This window comes from Mongoliibacter sp. (genome assembly GCF_007692705.1).
In the GTDB taxonomy this organism is placed as follows: Bacteria; Bacteroidota; Bacteroidia; order Cytophagales; family Cyclobacteriaceae; genus Mongoliibacter.
The window spans coordinates 1-22,646 of sequence record NZ_REBN01000089.1 but is presented as its reverse complement, the minus strand read 5'-3'; the positions used below and the strand labels follow the sequence as shown (position 1 = coordinate 22,646).

General features: G+C 39.4%; 22 protein-coding genes. 16 read left to right on the top strand and 6 right to left on the bottom strand.

Annotation, left to right across the window (positions count from 1 at the left end):
* Window positions 1-1,686: glycine-rich domain-containing protein (locus EA341_RS03160; RefSeq protein ID WP_367126873.1), on the bottom strand; the 1,686-nt coding region annotated here is incomplete at its 3' end.
* Window positions 1,687-2,222: 536 nt separating this feature from the next.
* Between EA341_RS03160 and EA341_RS03155 the strand changes: the two genes are divergently transcribed.
* Window positions 2,223-4,664, top strand: coding sequence for a CHAT domain-containing protein (locus EA341_RS03155; protein ID WP_293011242.1), 2,442 nt, complete (start codon window positions 2,223-2,225; stop codon window positions 4,662-4,664).
* 12 nt (window positions 4,665-4,676) lie between these two features.
* Window positions 4,677-5,171 carry a hypothetical protein gene (locus tag EA341_RS03150; RefSeq protein ID WP_293011241.1) on the top strand — a complete coding sequence of 165 codons (495 nt, stop codon included), beginning with the start codon at window positions 4,677-4,679 and terminating at the stop codon, window positions 5,169-5,171.
* A gap of 103 nt (window positions 5,172-5,274) precedes the next feature.
* Here the strand turns inward: EA341_RS03150 and hflX are convergent, their stop codons facing one another.
* On the bottom strand, window positions 5,275-6,540 hold the full coding sequence (hflX, locus tag EA341_RS03145; RefSeq protein WP_293011240.1) for a GTPase HflX: 1,266 nt from the start codon (window positions 6,538-6,540) through the stop codon (window positions 5,275-5,277).
* A 110-nt stretch (window positions 6,541-6,650) separates the two neighbouring features.
* Between hflX and rfbC the strand changes: the two genes are divergently transcribed.
* The 8 genes from rfbC (at window position 6,651) to EA341_RS03105 (ending at window position 14,420) form a co-directional block, all read left to right on the top strand.
* Window positions 6,651-7,202 (top strand): dTDP-4-dehydrorhamnose 3,5-epimerase, encoded by a 552-nt coding sequence (gene rfbC / locus EA341_RS03140; RefSeq protein WP_293011239.1) that lies wholly within the window; start codon window positions 6,651-6,653, stop codon window positions 7,200-7,202.
* Window positions 7,202-7,951: a CpsB/CapC family capsule biosynthesis tyrosine phosphatase gene (locus EA341_RS03135; RefSeq protein WP_293011238.1), complete on the top strand. Its 750-nt coding sequence runs from the start codon at window positions 7,202-7,204 to the stop codon at window positions 7,949-7,951. Before rfbC ends, EA341_RS03135 begins: the two co-directional genes overlap by 1 nt.
* Before the next feature lie 121 nt (window positions 7,952-8,072).
* Complete coding sequence (locus tag EA341_RS03130; protein ID WP_293011236.1) at window positions 8,073-9,029, top strand: NAD-dependent epimerase/dehydratase family protein; 957 nt, start codon at window positions 8,073-8,075, stop codon at window positions 9,027-9,029.
* A gap of 157 nt (window positions 9,030-9,186) precedes the next feature.
* Window positions 9,187-10,602 carry a tetratricopeptide repeat protein gene (locus tag EA341_RS03125; RefSeq protein WP_293011234.1) on the top strand — a complete coding sequence of 472 codons (1,416 nt, stop codon included), beginning with the start codon at window positions 9,187-9,189 and terminating at the stop codon, window positions 10,600-10,602.
* A 27-nt stretch (window positions 10,603-10,629) separates the two neighbouring features.
* On the top strand, window positions 10,630-11,403 hold the full coding sequence (locus EA341_RS03120; protein ID WP_293011233.1) for a phosphosulfolactate synthase: 774 nt from the start codon (window positions 10,630-10,632) through the stop codon (window positions 11,401-11,403).
* A gap of 68 nt (window positions 11,404-11,471) precedes the next feature.
* On the top strand, window positions 11,472-12,407 hold the full coding sequence (locus tag EA341_RS03115) for a DUF368 domain-containing protein (protein WP_293011232.1): 936 nt from the start codon (window positions 11,472-11,474) through the stop codon (window positions 12,405-12,407).
* On the top strand, window positions 12,404-13,144 hold the full coding sequence (locus EA341_RS03110) for a shikimate dehydrogenase (RefSeq protein WP_293011231.1): 741 nt from the start codon (window positions 12,404-12,406) through the stop codon (window positions 13,142-13,144). Before EA341_RS03115 ends, EA341_RS03110 begins: the two co-directional genes overlap by 4 nt.
* 25 nt (window positions 13,145-13,169) lie before the next feature.
* On the top strand, window positions 13,170-14,420 hold the full coding sequence (locus tag EA341_RS03105) for a pyridoxal-dependent decarboxylase (protein WP_293011230.1): 1,251 nt from the start codon (window positions 13,170-13,172) through the stop codon (window positions 14,418-14,420).
* Window positions 14,421-14,503: 83 nt separating this feature from the next.
* Here EA341_RS03105 and EA341_RS03100 read toward each other — a convergent pair whose 3' ends face one another.
* Entirely contained in the window at window positions 14,504-15,637 is a 1,134-nt protein-coding gene (locus EA341_RS03100) for a DUF819 family protein (RefSeq protein ID WP_293011229.1), read from the bottom strand.
* 269 nt (window positions 15,638-15,906) lie between these two features.
* Between EA341_RS03100 and EA341_RS03095 the strand changes: the two genes are divergently transcribed.
* On the top strand, window positions 15,907-16,398 hold the full coding sequence (locus EA341_RS03095; protein ID WP_293011228.1) for a hypothetical protein: 492 nt from the start codon (window positions 15,907-15,909) through the stop codon (window positions 16,396-16,398).
* Window positions 16,399-16,453: 55 nt separating this feature from the next.
* Entirely contained in the window at window positions 16,454-18,382 is a 1,929-nt protein-coding gene (locus EA341_RS03090; protein ID WP_293011227.1) for an OmpA family protein, read from the top strand.
* A 97-nt stretch (window positions 18,383-18,479) separates the two neighbouring features.
* Here EA341_RS03090 and EA341_RS03085 read toward each other — a convergent pair whose 3' ends face one another.
* The 3 genes from EA341_RS03085 to EA341_RS03075 form a co-directional block, all read right to left on the bottom strand.
* Window positions 18,480-19,082: a DUF2179 domain-containing protein gene (locus tag EA341_RS03085; RefSeq protein ID WP_293011226.1), complete on the bottom strand. Its 603-nt coding sequence runs from the start codon at window positions 19,080-19,082 to the stop codon at window positions 18,480-18,482.
* A gap of 168 nt (window positions 19,083-19,250) precedes the next feature.
* Window positions 19,251-19,754, bottom strand: a complete 504-nt coding sequence (locus EA341_RS03080; RefSeq protein ID WP_293011224.1) for a hypothetical protein — start codon at window positions 19,752-19,754, stop codon at window positions 19,251-19,253.
* 59 nt (window positions 19,755-19,813) lie between these two features.
* Window positions 19,814-20,314 carry a regulatory protein RecX gene (locus EA341_RS03075; RefSeq protein ID WP_293011222.1) on the bottom strand — a complete coding sequence of 167 codons (501 nt, stop codon included), beginning with the start codon at window positions 20,312-20,314 and terminating at the stop codon, window positions 19,814-19,816.
* Between the two features lie 74 nt (window positions 20,315-20,388).
* On the opposite strand from EA341_RS03075, the gene tpiA reads away from it, so the two are divergent.
* The 4 genes from tpiA to EA341_RS03055 all read left to right on the top strand — a co-directional run.
* Window positions 20,389-21,150, top strand: coding sequence for a triose-phosphate isomerase (gene tpiA / locus EA341_RS03070; protein ID WP_293011220.1), 762 nt, complete (start codon window positions 20,389-20,391; stop codon window positions 21,148-21,150).
* Between the two features lie 67 nt (window positions 21,151-21,217).
* On the top strand, window positions 21,218-22,048 hold the full coding sequence (prmA, locus tag EA341_RS03065) for a 50S ribosomal protein L11 methyltransferase (protein WP_293011218.1): 831 nt from the start codon (window positions 21,218-21,220) through the stop codon (window positions 22,046-22,048).
* Window positions 22,045-22,227 carry a hypothetical protein gene (locus tag EA341_RS03060; RefSeq protein ID WP_293011217.1) on the top strand — a complete coding sequence of 61 codons (183 nt, stop codon included), beginning with the start codon at window positions 22,045-22,047 and terminating at the stop codon, window positions 22,225-22,227. Before prmA ends, EA341_RS03060 begins: the two co-directional genes overlap by 4 nt.
* A 108-nt stretch (window positions 22,228-22,335) precedes the next feature.
* The coding region (locus EA341_RS03055; protein ID WP_293011215.1) for a carboxypeptidase-like regulatory domain-containing protein at window positions 22,336-22,646 on the top strand (311 nt) is incomplete at its 3' end.

Here is a 22,646-nt window from a genome sequence, read left to right as displayed (position 1 = left end):
ATTTTCAGATTCATTCAGTTTTCCTTCAAAATAGATATAGTCTACAGGTAGGATTTTAAAAACTATTCTGATCACTACTACTCCTGACGATCCAGTACCTCCTTGATTCCTTCCAGCACCTCCTCCAGCCCCAGTCGATTTCAATCCTTGATTACCTATCCCAACAGCATCTCTGCCATCTCCGTCTCCACCAATTTTAATATTATTGTGCTCTCCTCCTGTTCCATTTCCGTATTCCTGAGCAGGGTTTCTTCCCGTAGAACCTCCACCCCCGGCAAAAGCATTGATAAATCGAGTACTACCAAATAAAATATTTAAGCCCGTTCCATCTCCACCATTTCCAGGGTTATTATTTCTTCCATTTTCCCCCGCGCTTCCAGCTCCACCTCCTCCACCGCCATTTAGTTGGTTCTGGTTTTGCCTTAATGAATTCCCACCATTATTTCCGGCATTAATTATTCTATTTCCTCCATTACCTTGCCCTGATGATGGATTATTGTTGGCACCTCCACCTCCTCCCGAAGCACCATTAAGCCCACTTCTTGCCGAAGGGTGAGTAGATCCTCCTCCACCACCACCTTGGGTAACAATTCCAAAGAAAGCAGATTTGGTACCATTAATTCCTTGCATTTCAGCGCTGACTGCCCCTGGACCGCCACTTCCAACAGCAACGGGATACGAAGATCCAGCTTGAAGAGGTATACCATCAGTTGTGATTACACCACCTGCCCCTCCACCTCCTGCAGAAGAGCCTAAACCACCTCCACCACCTCCTCCAATGACGCTAACCATTACATCGATTATTTCCTCATCATCTTCTAAAGTAGGAACTACAAAAATATCTGAACATGTGAAATAAAAGATTCTATCTATCCCTTCACCAGTAGGGATTTCTTCAATTTCAAGACAAGGAGAACTAGGGACATTACCAACAATAAATTCACCGATTATTGGATTTCCAGTTGGAGCTTTATTGACATACAGAGAATTTCCAAAACTATTTAATTTATTACCCTGAATTGTCCCATTATTATTGAAAGCCCCAGCAATATCAATTTTCGGGTGATTAAAGCCATTTAATGCGTTAATTCCACCATTGCTATTTACCTGTACTGCACCCCCAATAGTGAGATTCCCGGATAAGTTTATTGCGGTATTGATGTTTGTAGAACCCCCAATAAAGCTATACCCCTCCAATGTTACATTTGCATTACTATTGAAATTTACTGAGCCACTCACGAAAAATGACCCATTACTATAAAGTGTGCTGTTACTGGAGATGTTAAAGTTACCTGAAGAAGAAAATGAACCGTAATTATTTAATGTTTTATTGGAGCTAAGGTTTACGTTAAATGCAAGGTTGCCAAAATTATTTAGAGTCCAATTGCCATTAAAGTCATTGTTAATTAGCAAGGAGCCAAAGTTTGAAATTTGACTTAACCCTGACAAGCTGTTGGCCTGACCATTCCATGATGCTCCATCAGCTATGCAAATTGTGATGTTGTTTCTGTTATTAAAATTGATGGCATTTGTTCTGTTACCGCTTATACATACTTTGCTTCCATGAGAAATATTTCCGGATGGATTTCCATTGCCATTGATAGTGATATCACAATCATCGCATTGTGAGAATGCATTGAAATAATTCACACAGAAAACTAGTACGAATAAAACTTTGAGCTTCATGGGTGATCGCTTCAAAATTGAACTAAACTCATTTTTAATTATTTGAAATTCTTTTTACTTAATTCAAACTGATTTAAATCAAAATTAAATTCTATTATTGTTAATAAAAAGGATTGAATATTAGTAAAATTTAATAAAATCAACAAAAAATTTTGTTTAATTTTTTAAAATAGTTTTAAAACTGTATGATAAATCAATCTTGATTGCAGGTAAAATTGCTTTTGAATTGGTGTGATTTAAGATGTTTCTTAAAAAATACATTTTGTATCCAGTTATTTCAATTGCCACTTATAATCATAATTAAATCTTTCATTACTGTTTTTGATCAGTACAAACCTGTGTTTTATTCTGGCACTCAAAAGCAATTATGTTGATAAAAGAAACCAAAACAATCACGGCTAAATTTTAAGATTAATTTCAAACTTCTGGGTACTCTGAAAAATTGTTTTTAAATTGTAACTACTTATAAAACAGTATACTTACAGTATTTTGAAAAAAGTAATTTTAAAAATATTTTTCGAATTGGATTTTGTAAAATGGATACGAAAACATCAGTCCCTACACTATATCAATCTCTGATTGATGCGCTTCAGCAGCAGAACCGAGAAAAACTCGCTGATATTTTTAGAGCCCATCCCAATGCCGCCTTGGAAAATGCAGTCACTCTTTTGGGTGCACAACAACATGTATATGACCTCGCAGCCTTGGATGCCATGGCAGGGGCATTGACGCACGGCGGGAGATTTGAAGAAGGGCGTGATTTTGCCTCAGCAGTTTTGATTTGGGGAGTACACCTTTGGTCCTCAGATGTGACTTTGCCCGAAGGAGAACTGGAGTACTACTTGGGCAATTGCAGTTACCTTATCCAAAAATCACTTTTGGATTCCGGGCATTTTGATCTTGCGGTCAACCAATATGAAATCATGCAGGGTCTTCAATTACCGGGATGGGGAAATCAGGTTTTTATCGCCACACACCTTCAAGCAGCAGAAAATTACCTAGAAAACAATCAAGCTGATAGCGCGCAGGAAATTGTAAACAGCATTCAAGAGGCAGAAGTCCTCCCTGCCGCCACTGTTTTGTATGACAGGTTGAAAAATAAACTTAAACTGCTGAAGGTGACTACTCAGATGTCTCATGAGGAGGTGGAGGCATATAAAAAAATGCAGAAGCTCGAGGATCTCAAGAAGATGCTTGCTGCCATCAAGGTGGTCATGAAAGGATATGAGCATGAAATGGATATGGATTCTTTGGAAAAGCTTGTTGCCTTATATGAAGAGCATGGGGAAATATCCGATACAGAACTACTTGAGCTTACACAGAAAATTTCTGCCAAAACTTTAGAAAGTCAGGCACTTTTCAGTGGTGTAGATAATTCTGATACTCCTCAATCCAAAAGACATCACCTGACAGGGCTTACTTCTTTCTTTCATGATCCAAAACTTGGTCATGATCCCGATATGTTGAAAAATTGTCTCCTAAGATTGGAGGAATATTACACTTGGTTCACAGATAAAAGACTTCATTCTGATCTTGCTTTTGTGGCTTACTGCCAATACATCTGTTACAACAGGCTAGAGAATTTCGAAAAGGCTGCGGCATTGGATGTTGTCTACCATCACTTGGAAAAGCAAAGGGCATCTATCAGTAATATTCATGAAAGGGCAGGGGTATTCAATCAGTACCCAGCACTTTTTGGTGCCATGGCATTTACCAATTACATGTCAAAGAATGTCTGGCGACTTTTTCACAGGATAGAGGCTTCCAAAGGCAGGAACTTGGCAGATAGGATGTTGGATACTGCAGGTGTGCAAATAGAGATGGAAAATCCTGACAAACTGAAAGACAGGCTTCTGCCTGTTTTGGAAAAATACAATGCACATTACCTTACAGTATTGGTGGACATTGATAGGAGTTATTCGGTATTGCTCACCAAGCAAGGTAAAGTCTTCGCTTCGGCTTCAGGTCCGAATGAAGAAATCCTCAACTCATGGTTAAAAAAAGATTATGCCAGCCCCTCTACCTGGAATGCATCTATAGCAGGATTTTTTGCTTCAAAAAACAAAACAGATATACCTTTGGAGTTGGGTAAATTCATAGAGCCTATTCATTTTGCCATGGAAGAGGGGATGATGCAGCAAGGAGACCATATTGTTTATTCTCCGGATCATGTATTGAATTTATTTTCGCTTCAAATCGCCAAACTTAAATCCGGAGATGCATTGATTGAGCGCTTTACCGTTTCCAAAATCCATTCTGGGAATCAATTGGTCAAACTTCTTAACAATGATCCAAACGATTTGGATGAAATTATAGCCATTACCTGCTCTGCTGTGCAAGATGACAAAGAAAAAGTCAGGGCTTTTGAAGAAATTCCTAAATACCTTTTACCTGATGGGGAAGATTTGGGAGAGGAGGAAAGTGTCTCTGTAGAAAATGTTTTAGCCGTGCTTGGGGAAAATAAACTTTATCATTTTTCAACCCATGGTGTATTTCCAAAAGCGGTAGCAAATGCAAGCCATAAACAAATGAACCCTTATTATAATAGCGGACTTCTGTTAATGGCTAATGGACAAAAACCTGCCTTAAACCCATCGTTTATCTATCACGACGGGCCCTTTTTATTGAGCCCTGAGGTATTGACAACGTCAGGGGTAAATCTGAGCGGAAGCCATATCAGCATGCAGGCCTGTGTAAGCGGGAGGTCTTCAGAAGGATATGGAGGAGATGCCTTGGGTTTAGAATGGGCGCTTTTTTATTGTGGTGCCAACAGCATGTTGAGCGCCAGTTGGGATATAGATATCGATTGGAGCAATAGACTGTTCAGAAAATTTTATGACAATTGGATCCATAAGGAGATGACTATTAGAGAATCCCATAGGGAAGCTTTATTGCAATTGAAAAGTGCAGCTCCTGACCAACCCTATCCTTCAGAATATTATTGGGCAGGACTTTCATTAACTGGAGATTTCAGATAACCACTAAAAGCTATGACAACATTACAAAAAGTACAGGAGTTGGATGATTTTAAAGTCTTGAGACTTTTCAGGCATATTGAAATGGAAATGGTGCAAAGCGTGAAGGAAGACCTTCCTGCAATCATGGAAAGGCTGCCAGATGAAGTCAAAAACATGCCTGAAATGCAGGAATTGAATGCGGTGGAGGAAGCCAAATTCATTGAACCTTTACAGCAGGAGCTAGCGGTGAAAATTGCCCGGGAATCTCTTGAGCTCATGGCAAAGAGTCCGGATACGGAACCTTATCTTGCTGACAAATTGGAAAATTGGAAGGACAATGAAATGGTTGCAGGTACCATTTTGGCTTTAGGTGGAGCTTTTAGTGCAGTGATGATTATGAGTACATTTAGAATTTCCTACAATAAAAATGATGGTTGGGAGTTCAATTTGGGTGCCTCAAAAGAAAACCAAACTGAAACTATAAAAACCATATTTGGTGCTTTGTTTAAAGTTTTGAAGCCAGGATGATTATTGTGGATAGTTGTAAGCTCAAATTTTTTTCAATTGATTTAGGAAAGAGGCGGAGACATTTTTGAAAAAATAATAAAGCACATAAAAGCAGTTTGAAGATTTATTCCAAATCTTCAAACTGTGACATATCAAATACCTCTGATTCCAAATAATGCGGATATATTTTTAAGTGTTGTTTTTTCACCTCTTTGACCAAGGCTTTTCGGAACTCATCCACATTGGTAGCATTTTCAGCTGACATAAAGACTGGCGCAATTCCCGTTTTTTTCTCATAAGCCTGGGCCAACTGTTCAAAATCCAGGTAATTGTTTTCTTCAATCTCAATTTCTGTCATGTGCAATAATTCTTCTTCGGAAGGTTTTTGCGGCACCAAGTCGATTTTATTGAAAACCAGCAACATGGGCTTTTCCGTGGCTCCGATTTCGTTGAGGGTATTTTTTACAACAGTAAAATGGTCTTCAAATCCCGGATGAGAAATGTCTATGACGTGTACCAAAAGATCAGCTTCTCTGATTTCATCCAAAGTCGATTTGAAAGATTCAATGAGGTGAGTAGGTAGTTTTCTGATAAAACCTACCGTGTCGGAGAGCAAAAAAGGGATATTTTCCAACACGACTTTTCTCACAGTTGAATCCACTGTTGCAAAAAGTTTGTTCTCAGCCAGAATGTCGGATTTGGTTATCAGGTTCATCAAGGTACTTTTTCCCACATTGGTATACCCCACCAAGGCTGCCCGGACTATACCTTTTCTTCCTCTTCTCTGTGTAATACCCTGCTTTTCTATTTCTTTCAACTTGTTTTTAAGCAAGGTGATTTTGGTTCGGATATCCCTTTTATCAGTTTCAATTTCTTTTTCACCTGCACCACCACGTGTACTTGTACCACCTCTTTGCCTCTCCAAGTGAGTCCACATATTGGTTAGTCTAGGCAATAGGTATTGAAACCTTGCCAATTCCACTTGTGTTTTTGCCTGTGCCGTCTGTGCACGGCTGAGGAAAATATCCAGGATCAGCAAGGACCTGTCATACACTTTGATTTTGAGTTCGTTTTCCAGGTTTCTCATTTGAGATGGAGAAAGGTCATCATCAAAAATCACCATGTCCACTTCAAAATGCTCAATGTAAGATTTGATTTCTTCCAGTTTGCCTGAACCTACAAAAGTTTTGATATCAGGCTTTTCCAGCCTTTGGGTAAATCTGTAAATTGTACTTGCTCCCAGAGTTTCGGTAAGAAAAGCCAACTCATCCAAGTATTCAGCAGCTTGTTGGTCTGTTTGACCTTGTTTGATCAGCGCAACAAGGACAGCAGTATCCTCTTTGGGTGCAGTATCGTATAGTTTTTGTAGTTTTCTTGAATATTTGCTCATGTAATTAATAGAATGCAGTGATTGGAGAATTAGTTCATCAAGGATTATGCTACAAAGTTACCAACCTAGAGGTAAATACTGTTATATTTGAGCCTCATATAATTGAGCACATGAAAATTACAGAATCAACCATCAAAGGTGTCTTCGAAATTCACCCAAAAATATGGGAAGACAGCAGAGGTTATTTTTTCGAATCATATAGGTCTGACATCCTCAGTGAATATGGCATAGAAGAGGAATGGCTGCAAGAAAACCAATCTTACTCCAGGGTTGGGACTGTTAGAGGACTGCATTTCCAAAACAGTCCCCACGGTCAGGCAAAACTGGTCAGAGTACTCACAGGGAGGGTTTTGGATGTAGCTGTTGACTTAAGAAAGGGATCTGAGACCTTTGGAAAGTCATTCGTGAAGGAGCTTAGTGCAAAAGAGGCCAACATGTTATTGATTCCAAAAGGCTTTGCACATGGATTTTCTGTTTTGGAAGATGCTGTATTTTCGTATAAGTGCTCCAATTATTTCAATAAAGAAAGTGAGGGTGGAATTCTTTGGAATGACCCTGAGTTGCATATAGATTGGGGGGTAGATATTCCGGTTTTGTCTGAGAAGGATAAAAACTGGCCTACTCTCAAAGAGTTTAAAGAAAAAAGTGGAGGTGGATTATAATGGGATTGCTAGATCTTTTTAAGAGAAATAAAACAGATATTTCTGAAGAACTGAGTTTGAAATGGCTGGAAGTGGATATGCATTCGCATCTTATTCCAGGTATTGATGATGGTTCCAAAAGCCTGGAAGAATCCATTGAACTGGTCAAAAGGTTAAAAGGATATGGCTTGAGGAAGTTGGTTACCACACCTCACATCATGTCTGAGTTTTACAGAAATACTCCAGAAATCATCAATTTAGGTCTTGAAGATCTCAAGCTTGGCTTGAAAAATCAAGGCATAGAAATGGAAATTGAAGCAGCTGCGGAGTATTATCTCGATGAGATTTTTCTGGAAAAAGTACAGCGAGGAGATAAATTGCTTACTGTTCATGACAATTTGGTTTTGGTCGAAACCGGTTTTATCAATAGGCCTCAAATGTTGCTGGAAATTTTCTTCGCTATGGAAATGAGTGGCTATAAGCCGATTTTTGCCCATCCTGAAAGATATCAGTATCTGATACAGGACAAAAAGTTGCTTTCAGACCTCTTTGATAGGGAAATTTATTTTCAAATCAACCTTTTGTCATTGACAGGGTTTTATTCAAAACCGGTAAAGGTTTTTGCTGAAATGCTTGTTGACGAAAATAGAGTAAAGTTTTTCGGTACCGATTGTCACAACCACAGGTATTTGGATATGTTGGAATCTCTTCCATCCAGTAAATATTTTGACAAGATCCAGCAACTGGATCTGATCAATAAATCGCTGTAAATATCGAAATCGTTGTATATGTTATGTCCAGACTGCATGATGAAGTGCAAGATGCGACATAGGTTTTCCTGATTTTCGGTGCGAGACAAGTTTTAACCACTGAAAAATAAATTATCAATAAATGAAGATTTTGTTTACAGGTGCAACGGGACTCTTGGGCAGCAGTCTGGCCAAAAGGTTTTCTGCTGAAGCTGAGATTCATGGGCTTAAGCGGGAGTCAAGCAATGTTGCTTTGACTACGGGATTACCCATCAAATGGCATACTGGAGACATCAATGATTTTCAATCTTTAGAAGAAGCGCTAGAGGGGATGGATATGGTTGTTCATGCCGCTGCCTTGGTGTCTTACAATCCGAAGGATGAAAAGGAACTTATGAGGACCAATGTGGAAGGGGCCGTTAACCTCGTCAATGCCATGTTAGCCAAAGGGATAAAAAAGCTGGTCCATATATCTTCGGTTGCTGCCTTAGGCAAAAGTCCTGAAGCTGATACCATTGATGAGACCCACAAATGGGTGGACAGTGATTTGAATACACCTTATGCAATTTCTAAATACCTAGGTGAGCTTGAAGTCTGGAGAGGTGTTCAGGAAGGTCTGGAAGCTTTGGTGGTGCATCCAAGTATCATATTGGGAAAAGTAGGTACCGGCAGGTCCAGTACTGAGATATATGATTACGTGTTGGAGGAAAAGAAATATTTTCCCTCAGGTACAGTCAACTACATAGACTTGAGAGATACTGTGGAAATAATCTTCCAGCTTTATAAAAAAGGAGTTTGGAATGAAAGGGTTATTTTGAGTGCAGACAGTATTTCCTATAAATTATTTTTTGAAAAAATGGCTCTTGCTTTGGGCAAGAAGGCACCGGACACACCTGTGACCGATGGCATGTTGCGTTTGGGATTGTTCTTTATTGGCCTGGCAAGAAAACTGGGTCTTACCAAAAGTCCTCTCAATAAGCAGACAGCGATGATATCCCAAATGTCTTACCATATGGACAGTAGTAAAGTGAAGGATTTATTAGGGTACCAATTTCGTTCTTTGGAAGAGACCTTTCAATGGGCAAAATCGAACGATTAGCAGGACTTGGCCGTTTGGTCTTTTGAAATCTTGGCAACATTATAGATGATTAAGTTTTTGACCACCTAGATGGAAATCCAGATTATTAAAAAATATTCAGCATTACATTTTGGGTCACCAAAATTTTTGGTACCTTAAATAACAAATCAAAACGCCGATGACCGGAGACTTTGAAAACGAATGGGAAGAGGATAAAGAGTTAGTAGAAAGATTTGAAAACTCGCTAAAAGACAATCTTGACTTATACTTTGAGGAAGAGGAGCTTGAAAATATTGTCCGGTTTTATTTCGATCAACAAAAGTTTATTAAAGCACTTAAAGCTGCAGAGCATGCTTTGGAAAAATTTCCATTTAGTGTAGAAATCAAGCTTCTAAAAGCAAATTGTCTGATTTTCAACGATGAACTCGAGGATGGGTTAGAAATATTGGAAAACATCAATAACCTTTCCCCTAATAATGAGGATATAATTTTTGCTTATTCCAGTGCTATGATGATGGCAGGAAACTCGAAGGAAGCAATCGGTATGTTGGAGAATTTTTTGCCCTTGGCAGACGACAAAGCTGAAGTCCATTATCTTTTGGGTAATCTATACAGGTCTGAAAATGAATCTGAAAAAGCGATCATTCACTACAAAAATTGTGTGAAACTAAGGATCAATCATGAAGATGCCCTTTTTCAATTGGCCATGATTACGGAAGAGGATGGTTCCTTTGATGAAATCCTGCAGTTTTACCAAGAATTCATAGATCAAGACCCATACAGTGCAGGAGCTTGGTACAACATGGGTGTTGTCTACAATAGACTGGGAAGGTATGAAGAAGCAATACAGGCTTATGACTATGCATTGATAATTGATGATGCTTTTGCATCAGCGTATTTCAATTTAGGAAATGCTTACATGAATACAGAACAGTTTGAGCTTGCTTTGGAAGCTTACCAAAACACGGTCAACTGCGAAGGAGCCAATGCTGAAAACTGCTGTTACTTAGGAGCAGCCCATGAAAAGCTGAATCAGATAGATCAGGCCTTCAAATACTTTAAAAAATCAGCTAAACTTGACCCCGAATACGAAGACGCTTGGTTTGGCTTAGGCATGTGTATGTTGAAAAAAGAAAAATTCTTTGAAGCCATACATTATTTCAGAAAAGCGATCAACCTGACCAATGAAAATGCCAATTATTGGGTGGGTCTTGCAGATGCAGAATATCAGTTAGGAAATCTTCAGGCAAGTTCAGAAGCCTACGAAGAAGCGATCAATCTTGAGCCGGGCATTTTGGAGACCTATGTCAACCTTGCTATTATATATTATGATCAAAATAGGTTTGAGGAAACCATAGATGTGATGAAGGAGGGGATCGAGGAATTGCCCGAGGAGTCAGAGCTATATTACAGAATGGTCATTTATATGCTGAAAATGGGTAAATACAAGGAAGCCTTTTCATATTTAGAAAATGCATTAACTTTGAACTTTGAGAAGCATATAATTTTGTATGATTTGATGCCTGACATTAAAAAGCAAAAGGCAATTTTCAAAATTATCTCACAGTATAAGGAAGACACTTCAGCTTCCTAGACCTATTATCCAAAATCTGAATATTGAATGAATTATTTTCTTAAGAATCTCCCTGTACGGACTGAAAAGCCACGTACTTCAGGCTTTACCATGGTCATGGACAAAGGATTGAGCCTAAAAGAAGTGGAAAATTTTATTAGTGCCAACAGTGATTTTGCTGATATTGTAAAGTTAGGTTGGGCCACTTCTTACCTTACTAAAAATCTTGCTGAAAAAATTGAGCTGTATAGGGATGCGGGAATACCTGTGTACTTGGGCGGTACCCTTTTTGAAGCTTTTGTAATAAGAGATCAATTTGACGACTATAGAAAGGTGTTGGAAAAATATGATCTCAAGTTTGCCGAAGTGTCAGACGGTTCCATCAGCTTGCCTCATGATAAAAAATGCGAATTCATCAGAACTCTTGCCAAAGACGTTACTGTCCTTTCGGAAGTAGGATCCAAAGATGCTGCTAAAATCATCCCTCCTTACAAATGGATTGAGCAAATGCAAAGTGAGTTGGATGCAGGGTCTTGGAAAGTCATAGGAGAAGCGAGAGAAGGAGGAACAGTGGGTCTTTTTAGGGATTCAGGCGAGGTAAGGCAAGGGTTGGTTGAAGAAATTCTCACAAAAATTCCTGAAGATAAAATCATCTGGGAAGCTCCTCAAAAAGAACAACAAGTCTGGTTTGTAAAACTACTTGGTGCAAATGTCAATTTGGGTAATATTGCACCCAATGAACTTATACCTTTAGAGACGATAAGACTTGGGTTGAGGGGAGATACCTTTGATCATTTCCTTGGAGACAATAAGTTGTTATAAGCAATCAATTTCATAATAAATGAACCACAGATGCCTGGATTATCCCGGCATCTTTTTCTTTTGATGACATGGGAATAATAAGAAACTTCCTCCTGATTTTTTTGAAAGGCATGGGTATGGGTGCTGCGGACATTGTTCCTGGCGTCTCAGGTGGTTCCATTGCCTTGATTACGGGGATATATGAAAAATTGCTTGACAGTATCAAATCCATTGATACAGATGCCTTGAGGCTTTTGTTTAAAGGACAATTTGCTGCTTTCTGGGACCATATCAACGGTAAATTTCTACTGACACTTTTTGCGGGAATACTATTCAGTATTTTCAGCATGTCTCGGGCAATCACATATTTGATGGATGAGCATCCTATTCCATTATGGTCGTTTTTCTGCGGGCTGATTATAATCTCTGCAATTATTATTTTAAGAGACATCAAAAACTGGAATGTAGGAGTGATTTTGTGCTTGTTGGTTGGGATTGTTTTTGCCTATTGGGTAACTGGATTGCCACCGACTACCTCTCCTGATGCTGTTTGGTTTACATTCCTTGCCGGAGTGATTGCTATCACTGCGATGATACTTCCAGGAATTTCAGGCAGTTTTTTGTTATTGATACTGGGGCAGTATGAAAGGGTTTTGCAGGCAGTCAATGATCGGGATATCCTCACACTGGGTCTTTTTGCTTTAGGTTGTGTGGTGGGGTTACTTTCCTTCAGTAGGTTGATTTCCTGGTTTTTGAAGAAATACCACGCCATGACTCTGGCATTTCTTTCGGGAATTATGCTGGGATCTATCAATAAAATCTGGCCCTGGAAAGAAGTGATTTCCTATAGAATGTCTTCAAGTGGGGTTCAGAAGCCGTTTATCACAGAGAATATACTTCCTCAAGACTATATGGCGGTTACTGGAGAAGAATCCTTAATTTTGTATGCGGTATTGGCATTCTCGTTTGGGATCTTGCTAGTTTTAGGGATAGAACGTACTGCATATTATATCAAAAGAAAATGAAAAAATTCGGGTTGATAGGTTTTCCGTTGGGTCATTCTTTTTCCAAGAAGTATTTCACTCAGAAATTCGAAAAGGAAGGGATTGATGGGTGCAGGTTTGACCTTTATGAAATTTCCCAAATTGATCTTTTTCCGAAAATTCTTCAAGAAAACCCCGAACTGTTGGGATTGAGTGTAACCATTCCTTATAAGGAAAAGGTGATTTCCTTTTTAGACCAACTCGATCCTGCCTGTAGGGAAATTGGGGCAGTAAACTGTATACAAATTCGAGATGGGAAACTCACTGGTTTCAATACGGATTATATAGGATTCAAAAATTCTCTTGAAAAATGGTTGTCCGGAATAAAGCCGAAGGCCCTTGTCCTGGGGACAGGAGGGGCATCTAAAGCAGTAGTACAGGCACTGAAAGACCTGTCTATTTCATACCAAATGGTTTCAAGGGCTGAATCCCAAAAGGCCAATTTTATTACCTATCAAGACCTCAAAAATAATCCTGACATCCTGGATACCCATCACTTGATCGTTAATACAACTCCTTTGGGGACTTTTCCCAATACTGAGGAAATGGCTGACATAGACCCAGCTTATATCTCAGGTAAGCATAAGGTTTATGATCTGGTCTATAACCCTGAAAAGACATTTTTGATGCGGTCTTTGGAAGCCCGCGGTGCACTGGTGAAAAATGGATTGGAAATGCTGGAACTTCAGGCAGAGGCTGCCTGGAAGATTTGGAATTAATTTCTCATCTATTATCATTTGCTATATGTACTGGAAAAAAAAATCACACGAACAAGTTAAAGAATATATTTTCAAGGCCCTCGACCAAAATCTGGACTACAGGGGTGATAGACCCATTTTAGGAATTCCTGGGACCTACCTAGATACTACAGAGTTTTATCCGGATGCGCCTTTTCTCAAAGATGCTCCTTTTATGTCAGCCATGGTGCGCAATCCCAACCATATAGGGGTACATACCCTTAGTGAAGAATCGGTTTTAGAGGTTTTTGGCGGAACTCAGAAAATTGAAAAAGAGCTGATTAAGTTAGTTGCAGAAGAGGTCTTCAATGGTGATGTCAATCAGCAGGATGGTTATGTGGCCACAGGAGGTACCGAGGCCAATATCCAAGCGATGTGGATTTATCGGAATTACTTCAGGAAAGAAATGGGTGCGCGGATTGGTGAAATAGGCTTGGTTTACTCTGAGGATTCTCATTATTCCATGCCAAAAGGTGCCAATATCCTAAACCTGAGTAATATTATCCTGGAGGTGGATCCTGAAACCAGGGCGATCAAGAGAGAATCACTGGAGCAAAAGGTCAAAGAGGCTGGCAAGGAAGGCATCAAGTATTTTATAGTCATTGCAAACCTCTCTACGACTATGTTTGGCTCTGTGGATGATATTGACATGCTTGGAGACTATTTCACAAAACTAAATGTGAATTTCAAAATCCATGTGGATGCGGCCTATGGAGGGTTTATTTATCCTTTTACCAACACTACCAGTAGATTTACTTTCCAAAACCCGTATATGAATTCCATCACTGTGGATGGACACAAGATGTTGCAGACTCCTTATGGTACAGGGCTATTTCTGATAAGGAAAGGTTACTTTGATTTTGTCAAAACTGACGAAGCGCAATACATACCAGGGAAAGATTATACCATAAGCGGAAGTAGGTCAGGAGCCAATGCAATATCCATGTGGATGATTTTGCAGATTCATGGTTCAGAAGGGTGGAAATATAAAATGGAAACGCTGTGTGACAAGACTGAGCGTATCTGTAAGAAACTCGAACGAATGGGAGTGGAATATTTTAGAAATCCTTATCTCAATATCATTGCTATCAAAGCAAAATATATGAGCAAGGAATTGGCAAATAAGTACTACCTCGTTGCCAATTCTTATGAGTTTGAACCGGAATGGTTTAAAATAGTAGTGATGCCTCACGTCAAGCCTGGCACTATTGATTCTTTTTTGATGGACTTGGAAGGGGAACTGAGACAAGTCAAATAAAAGTATCTACAATACTGTTCCAGCCAAAAACTACCGGATACTAAAATAATGCTTCATCCCGGGGAAAACTCCTCGGGATTTTTTTATAGGATTCCAGCTACCACAAACCCAAGGTATGTCCCTACTGCATTTCCAAGACTGCCTACCAATACCCCGGGGATTAGTAAATCAGGCCTGTTCAAACTCTCTGCGGCTGCCAAAGCCGTGGTATTTCCTCCTACATTGGCCTGAGAAGCAACTGCAATTACATCCCAGTCCATTTTGAAGGCAGATCCCAGTCCAAAGATCACCAAGCCATGTATGAGTACAAGTAGCCCTACAAATAGTGAAAGTGTTCCGGCCAGTCCGCCAATTCCAGAAAGTGCAGAAATATCGCAAAGCGTTCCTATGACTGCCAGAAAAATAAGGATAAAGAAAAACCCCAAGGTGTTTTTGCCCTTTAGTCTTTGAATAAATTGAAACTGTGCCAAAATTAAGGCAATAGTAGTTAGGGTAATAATTTCCGGAATCTGTGGGAAATAAGTGGCAAATACCTTGGCTAGGCTTATGCCCATAAGTCCCAAAGCCAGGATGGCGGCAATAGAAAGTATTGATACCTCCTCCCTAGTCTGGACTTTACCTGCATTTTTTGAAGAGTCTAATTTTTTTCTTGGAAATAGTTTCTGTAGATATTTGGGTAAGATCAAGGTTGCAATGATCCATGGAGTGCCAATGATATTGTCCACTACCGTTGCTGCGGCAAACAAAGCCCCGCTTTCATTGACCTTGTAATGAAGGGCTACGGCATTGAAATTAATACTTCCCCCTATATAAGTACCCGTAAACATTCCTGCCATTGCAGATGAAAGATCTCCAATAGCTACTGCAGGATTGACTATATACCATGCTATAAAAACTCCTGCCACAGTACCGATTGTTCCTAATGCAAACATCAGTAATATAGGCAGTCCTGCATCTTTCAGGCTTTTGAGATCTACCTCGAGTAGGGCTATAAAAATCCCCAAAGGGGCTACAAAAACAAATACGCTATCATACACGGGGTGTCCATCCATTGCCGTTGGGATAATGCCAATATTGGATATGACTGCTGCAATTAGAATAGAAAGTATTGGGGTTCCTATTGTTTTCCAGCCTTTGAATCCATTCAGCCAGCTGGCAAGCCATACAGAGGCGCATATCATAGCGCCTACATAAACAGGGTCTTGATTCCAATTCATCCCTTAAAGTAATCAAAAAAAATTCACGTCAATTTCAGAAGCTTTGGAATGGATGATATTTAGTATGAATGAATTCGGATTTAAAGGGGCTAAACGTAATCTTTGAGGTTGCATGACATATGAAATCCCTGAAAGTTTCGGATAGTATTAAAAAAAATCTCTTGGTTTCATTTTTGTATTATATCCATGACTTATTTTTCTCCGTTAACAAATAGAACTAAATTGAGGTAAATGACCTTAAATTAGGGGAAAGTAAAATCAATGAATTTATGTATTTAGAATTTGATAAAATGCCTGCTCAATCCAGAATATGGGTGTATCAGTCAGACAGGAAGTTTAAGCCAGAAGAAATGGGTTATATTTCTGAGCGACTGGAATCTTTTTGTAGACAGTGGAACACGCATGGTGCTTTGATGCCTACTTCTTTTGCGATTAAGTTTGATCAGGTCATCATCCTTTCTGTAGACGAAAGCAAATTGGGAGCAAGTGGTTGCTCTATTGATAGCTCAGTAAGGACGCTCAAGGAGATAGAACAGAAACTTGACGTTAACCTTTTGGATCAGGGAAAAGTAGGCTTTCTCGAATCTGAGGAAAACCTTTCGGTCAGCCCAATCTTCTCTATTAAGGAGAACGTTCAGGTAGGAAGGTTAAATCCCGAAACCCTAGTACTCAATCCTCTCGTAAAGGAGAAAGGGGATTTGGATAATAACTGGTTGATTGGAGCAAAAGAAAGCTGGTTAAACAAATACTTTAGGAATTAATTATTATAATTATCCTATATTTAAAACGTTGAGAAAATTAATTAGGAGAATATACATGAAGCATTCTGCTTTATTTCTGGGTTTGCTAATCCTGCTTTTTGGATCGTGTACAAGCCTGTTTCAAAAAGGTCAAAACCAGTTTGTTGCCGGTGATTACCAATTGGCGATTAATTCTTTCTCAAAAGTTTTGGAGGATGACCCTGATAATAAAGAAGCAAATTTTTATGTAGCAGAAAGCTATAGGCTGTCCAATCGAATAGAAAAATCACAGGCTTATTATGAAAAGTTGGTTAAGGAAGAGGAGTCATTTGACTCTTATTTCAGGTTAGGACAGAGTTTAAAAAGCCAAGGTAAATATGAAGAAGCAGAAGAAGCATTTACAAAAGCCAAAGAACTGACCCTGAATGATAATTTTCAGAGTCAAGTAGCTGCAGAGTTGGCCAGTATCCAAAAGGTAGATGAGATAGAAGATTATTTTCCTTATATGGAAGTACAAAACTATGACTTGTTGAACACCTCCGGAACGGATTATGCGCCTGTTTTCAGCGAAGGCTTTGTTTATTTTACAAGCAGTAGAACAAATTCAGGAATATATCCAGCTACAGGTGTCCCCTATACCAAGATTTACCGTGCCAGAGCAGATGGGATCAAGGTGGATGTGCAAAATGTACAGGAAATGCCGGAGTTTAGGAATGAAGATGGGCTCAACCAAGGTGCCATTGCGATCAGCCCGGACGGAAATACAATCATTTATGCCAGAGGGAATTCCAGGTCAAATAGAGACCTTCCTGATGTACATCTGTTTGCCAGCTATTTTAGAGGTGGAGGATTTACCCAACCGATTTGGATGCCTGTCAATGAAGATGAATTCTGGTTTAACTCTACGCCTGCATTCAGCCCTGATGGAAATGAGCTCTATTTTACTTCCAACAGAGATGGTGGAAGAGGAGGTCTTGATTTATATAAAGCAACAAAATTAGCCAATGGGGATTTTGGCAATGCAGTGAACCTAGGAGCTCAGATCAATACAAAAGGAAATGAAATGTTTCCTTATGTGGCCCCTGACGGAAAACTCTTTTTTGCCTCCGATGGTCACCCGGGGTTTGGGAAGTTGGATATTTTCGTAGCCGAACAGACAGATCAGGGTTGGGAGGTTAAAAACCTTGGGCCAAATATCAATACCATTGCAGATGATTTTGGAATTTACTTCACTAAATACCCTACAGAAGGTTTTCTTTCTTCAAATAGGGCAGGGGGAGCTGGCGATGATGATATTTATTTTTTCGAAGACAAGACGCCAAAGCCTAAAATTGTCAACGTATTGCTGAATGTGGTCACAAAGGAGAAAAAAGATGATGGGTCAGAGGAAGTACTGCCTCAAACCCGTGTTGTATTATACGATCAAAACAACAAAAATATAGGTGGGGATTTCTCCAGTCAAACTGGTCGTTTGAGATTTACCTTGACACCTAATCAGGAGTTTTCGATGATAGCTTCCAAAAGTGGGTACTTTACAAAGAGTTTAAATTACAGTACAGTTGGGAAGACCCCTAATCCGGAGGATTTGATACAGGATGTGACCAATATTGTACTGGATACCACCATTGTGTTAGATCCTTTGATCCTGGAACGATCCATAGTTTTGGATAACATCTATTATGACCTGGATAAAGCAGATATCCGACCTGATGCCGCGGAGGAACTGGATAAGCTAGTACAGATACTGAAAGACAATCCTTCAATTCGAATTGAATTAAGCTCCCATACGGATGCCAGGGCTACTGACGCCTATAATGATGCATTGTCTCAAAGAAGGGCAGAATCTGCTGTAGCGTACATTGTCTCCCAAGGCATTGAAGCAGATAGGTTAGTAGCTAAAGGCTATGGTAAGCGACAGTTGATCATTGAAAATGCGCAGACCGAAGAGGAGCATCAGGTAAACAGAAGGACTGAATTTAAAGTGATTGAGCTTCTGGATCAATAAAGAAGACATAAGTAACAAGTAAAAGCCCCTGGAAATTTATTTTCAAGGGGCTTTTTACTTTATTTTCAGGCAATAGCTCAAATATTAAGGGTTGATCTTATTTTCTCAGTCTACTCCAAACTTTAGTAGTAAATCTTGGCCTATCTTCCATCGCATTAAAATCATCTTCACTGACCCGCTTTACACTTTCAATGGTATAAAAGGCCTTGTCATTTAGTGCTTTTACCTTGGCGACATATTCCTTTAAGGCCTCTCTTTTCATTACCGTAAATAAGAGATTGACTTTGCCGAATCGTCCTTCTGCACCTACACTGGTAAATCTGAAGTTTTTATCTTTCATATATTCAATAAGTGCAGGCATAGGTTCCGGTGTGATCACCCTGACCAAAACCCTTCCCAAGGCAAGCTTTTCTTCTATGGTCATTCCTACAAATGTACCCATGGCAAAGCCACCTGCATAGGCGACATAAGACATCGGATTGTTGATATTTTGAAATATCTGCCCTATGGCCAGCAGCCAAATCAAGGCTTCGAAAAAGCCCAAGATTGGTGCTATTTTCTTTTTGCCATTAAGGACAAACATGATCCTGAGCGTATTTATTGATACATCTACCACCCTTGCCATAAAAATCAACAAGGGCATAATCACGTAATTGAAAAGCTCCGGTGGAACTCCGAAAGTCAGAAAATAATCTTGCATAGTGGGGTAAATTTATATAAATATGCTGTGTGCAAATACTATTCCTAAAGCAAACCAAATTTACTTCTGGTTCATACCTTTTTTGAAATAGAGATTTGGACCGTTCAGAAACAGCCTTTTAGGCAAATGGCTTTGTGATAAAAACCCTTGTAAGTTCAGAAGTTTTGCTTAAGCAGACTTAAGCTTCAGCTCTCCTTTTCTTTTGACGATTTTGAGGTCAAAATATTGATTGATAAATGCCTTGCAATGATTTTCGGACCACTCTGCACGGCTTTCGGAATCAAATAAAATCGTCATCCTAAGCATTGTCTTGACATATTGTTCATGTCTTCCAAGTTCCTGACACCATCGTATAAGTTCAGCTGACCAATCTTCTTTGAATTTGTCTATATGTGTCCTGCCATCAAAAAGTAACTCAAGCTGGTTGTCACCGTTCCTGAATCTATAAATCCCACAAAGTTGCCTGTAAATCAACTTCAACCTGTCTTTTGGATACGTGTGGGTGTCCAGAATCTTCTCAAAAGTTTCATCCATCAGCATCAAAGGGTTGTAAAGTTGCGTGTAGGATTTCTTCAACTCAAAAACCATCAGTTCCATCAACTGATCTTCCTGTAGAGACTGTGCTTGTCTCAGGATGTAATTTTTATCTAATGGGAATAATTTCTGAATCATTTGGCAGTCAAATCTTTCGCAAATTAGCCTTTTGATACTGAATATTAAAGTTTTTGTGCTCAAATTAGTTCGTCAAGTGCATTTTGGATCAGATCCAACTCGAATCCCCTTCCCATTAAATATTGGGTTGTTTTGTACCTTTTCTTGAATTCATCTTGCTCTTTGACTGCCAGGAGTTTCTTTTCGGCCTCCCTTTTTAATATCTCCCAATATTCTTCCGGATCTATTTCTTTCATTCCTGATTTGATGCAGTATGGGCTTAACTGGCGAAATTTCAGTTCTTGTTGAATTTTATTTTTTCCCCACTTTTTGAGTCTGTATTTTCCACGGACAAAAGACTGCGCAAAACGCTCTTCATTCAGAAAACCCTCTGAAATCATATCTGCAATCAAATCTTCTGCTTTGTCTCCAAAAATTCCACGCTCATGAAGCTTTTTTCTGACTTCCATCTGACACCTTTCCTGATAAGCGCAAAATGCAGCGATTCTTATCTTGGCCTCGGCCAGTGACCAGTACTTTTTGGGTTGATCAAATGAATTATCTTTTCTTGGGAAGGACATTTTGTGTAATTTTAGCCCAAAGTAACTTTAAGTGTTATTTTTTTCAAATCTATTCATCAAACCATTAAACAATCATGCGTAAGAAAATAGTAGCCGGAAACTGGAAAATGAACCTGGATTTCGAAGAAGGCCAAAAGCTGACTTCGGAAATTGTCAATATGCTCAAGGATGAAAATGTAAAGGATGTAACTGTAGTACTCAATCCGCCATTTGTTCATCTCCATCCTGTTAAAAAGCTCATAGGAGATACTCCAAACCTATTTTTAGGTTCCCAAAACTGCTCGGACAAGGCATCAGGTGCCTTTACAGGTGAAACTTCCGCCGGAATGCTGGCCTCATTTGGAGCTAAGTTTGTCATTATCGGACATAGCGAAAGAAGAGAGTTATTTGCAGAATCCAACCAATTGTTGACTGAAAAAACCAAGCAAGCACTTGCTAATGGTCTAACACCTGTTTTCTGCTGTGGAGAACCATTGGAAATCCGTGAAGCGGGAACGCATGAAGAATATGTAAAGGATCAATTGACAGAAAGTCTTTTTGGCTTTTCAGCTGAAGAAATGTCCAAAATAGTTCTCGCTTATGAACCGATTTGGGCCATTGGTACGGGAAAAACCGCAAGTTCTGATCAAGCGCAGGAGATGCATGCAGCCTTGAGATCACATATCGCTTCCAAGTTTGGAGCTGAAATCGCAGACAATCTGTCTATTCTATATGGAGGTTCGGCCAAACCTGACAATGCCAAGGATTTGTTTAGCAAGCCTGATGTAGACGGAGGCTTGATAGGAGGTGCTTCATTGAAGTCCAGAGATTTTGTTGAAATCGTGAAATCATTTTAATATTTAATTATTCACCAATTCAAAGCCTGTCTATTATTGGGCAGGCTTTGATTTTTTCTAACCCTTCATGGAATACCTTGAGTTTAAAATCAGTTGTAAAGAAGCCTTTCGCGAAATTCTCATTGCAGAGTTGGCTGAGGTAGGCTTTGATTCATTTTTAGAAACCGATGAAGGCGTGGATGCCTATATTGGAGAGGAAGGTTTTGACAGACCCACTTATGAGGAAGTCATTGAAAAGTATAGGTCTGATGCCGGAGTTCAAGTGACAGAAGGCAAAATGGAAAAGGTCAATTGGAATGAGGAGTGGGAAAAAAACTATGACCCTATCATGGTTGAGGATAAGGTTTATGTGAGGGCCTCTTTTCATGAACCCAAACCTGAATTTTCCTATGAAATCCTGATCAATCCCAAAATGTCTTTTGGCACCGGTCATCATGCCACTACTTTTCTGATGCTTTCGCATCAACTTACGCTGGATCATCAGAATAAGAGGGTTTTGGACATTGGAGCTGGGACCGGAATTTTGGCCATTATGGCACATCAACTTGGAGCCTCAGAAGTGGAGGCCTTTGATATCGATGAGTGGTGTGTGGAAAACGGCAATGAGAATTTTGAGCTCAACGGCATGCAAAATGTCAAAATGGGCCAAGGAACAGTGCGTGAAATCAATCCCCAAGGTGAGTTTGACATTGTATTGGCCAATATCAATAAAAATGTACTTTTAGATGAAATGGAGATTTACAGCCATCTGGTGAAATCAGAAGGCTATTTGCTCTTGAGTGGATTTTATGCTCATGATGTGATTGACCTTGAGAAGAGGGCCAATGCTCTCGGATTGGAAAAGGTGGGAGAAAAAGTAAAAGATAATTGGGCAGCATTGATCTTGATAAAAAAATGACGGAATTAATTGTATATGCGATAATATTTTTGGCCTTGATTGCCCATACTTTGATGGCTTCCAAAATGTACAAAGCTGTGCATGAAGACAAGTCGCTTAGTCTGCAGGAGAAGAATGATTGGAAACTGAAAGCCTTGATCTTTCCGGCCTATTTTTGGGGAAGATATAAAAACAGGTAAATTTTCGGTAGTCCATATTGACAGTTCAGTAAACTGAACCTACACTTCAGTAAGCTTTGATTTTTTGAGGATTCCTTTCTCCCGAGTTTTGGGTCAAAGGTTAATGCAATGAAGATATTTATTACATTTTGTTTACTGATTTTGGTTCAGCCAGTTTTTGCTCAGAGTACCATTAAAGGTTCGGTAAAAGACCTAAAAGGGATTACCATTCCAGGAGTCAATATTTTTCTGAAAGGTACCTTTGAAGGAACGTCCTCCGAAATCGATGGTTCATACATTCTTGAAACGGATGAAAAGGGAACTTTCACCCTGATATTCCAGTCCATGGGATTCAAATCCCAGGAATTTGAAATTAACCTTGACAGGAACACGCTTGAAATCAATCCCATCCTGAAGGAAGCCATCAATGAAATGACTGC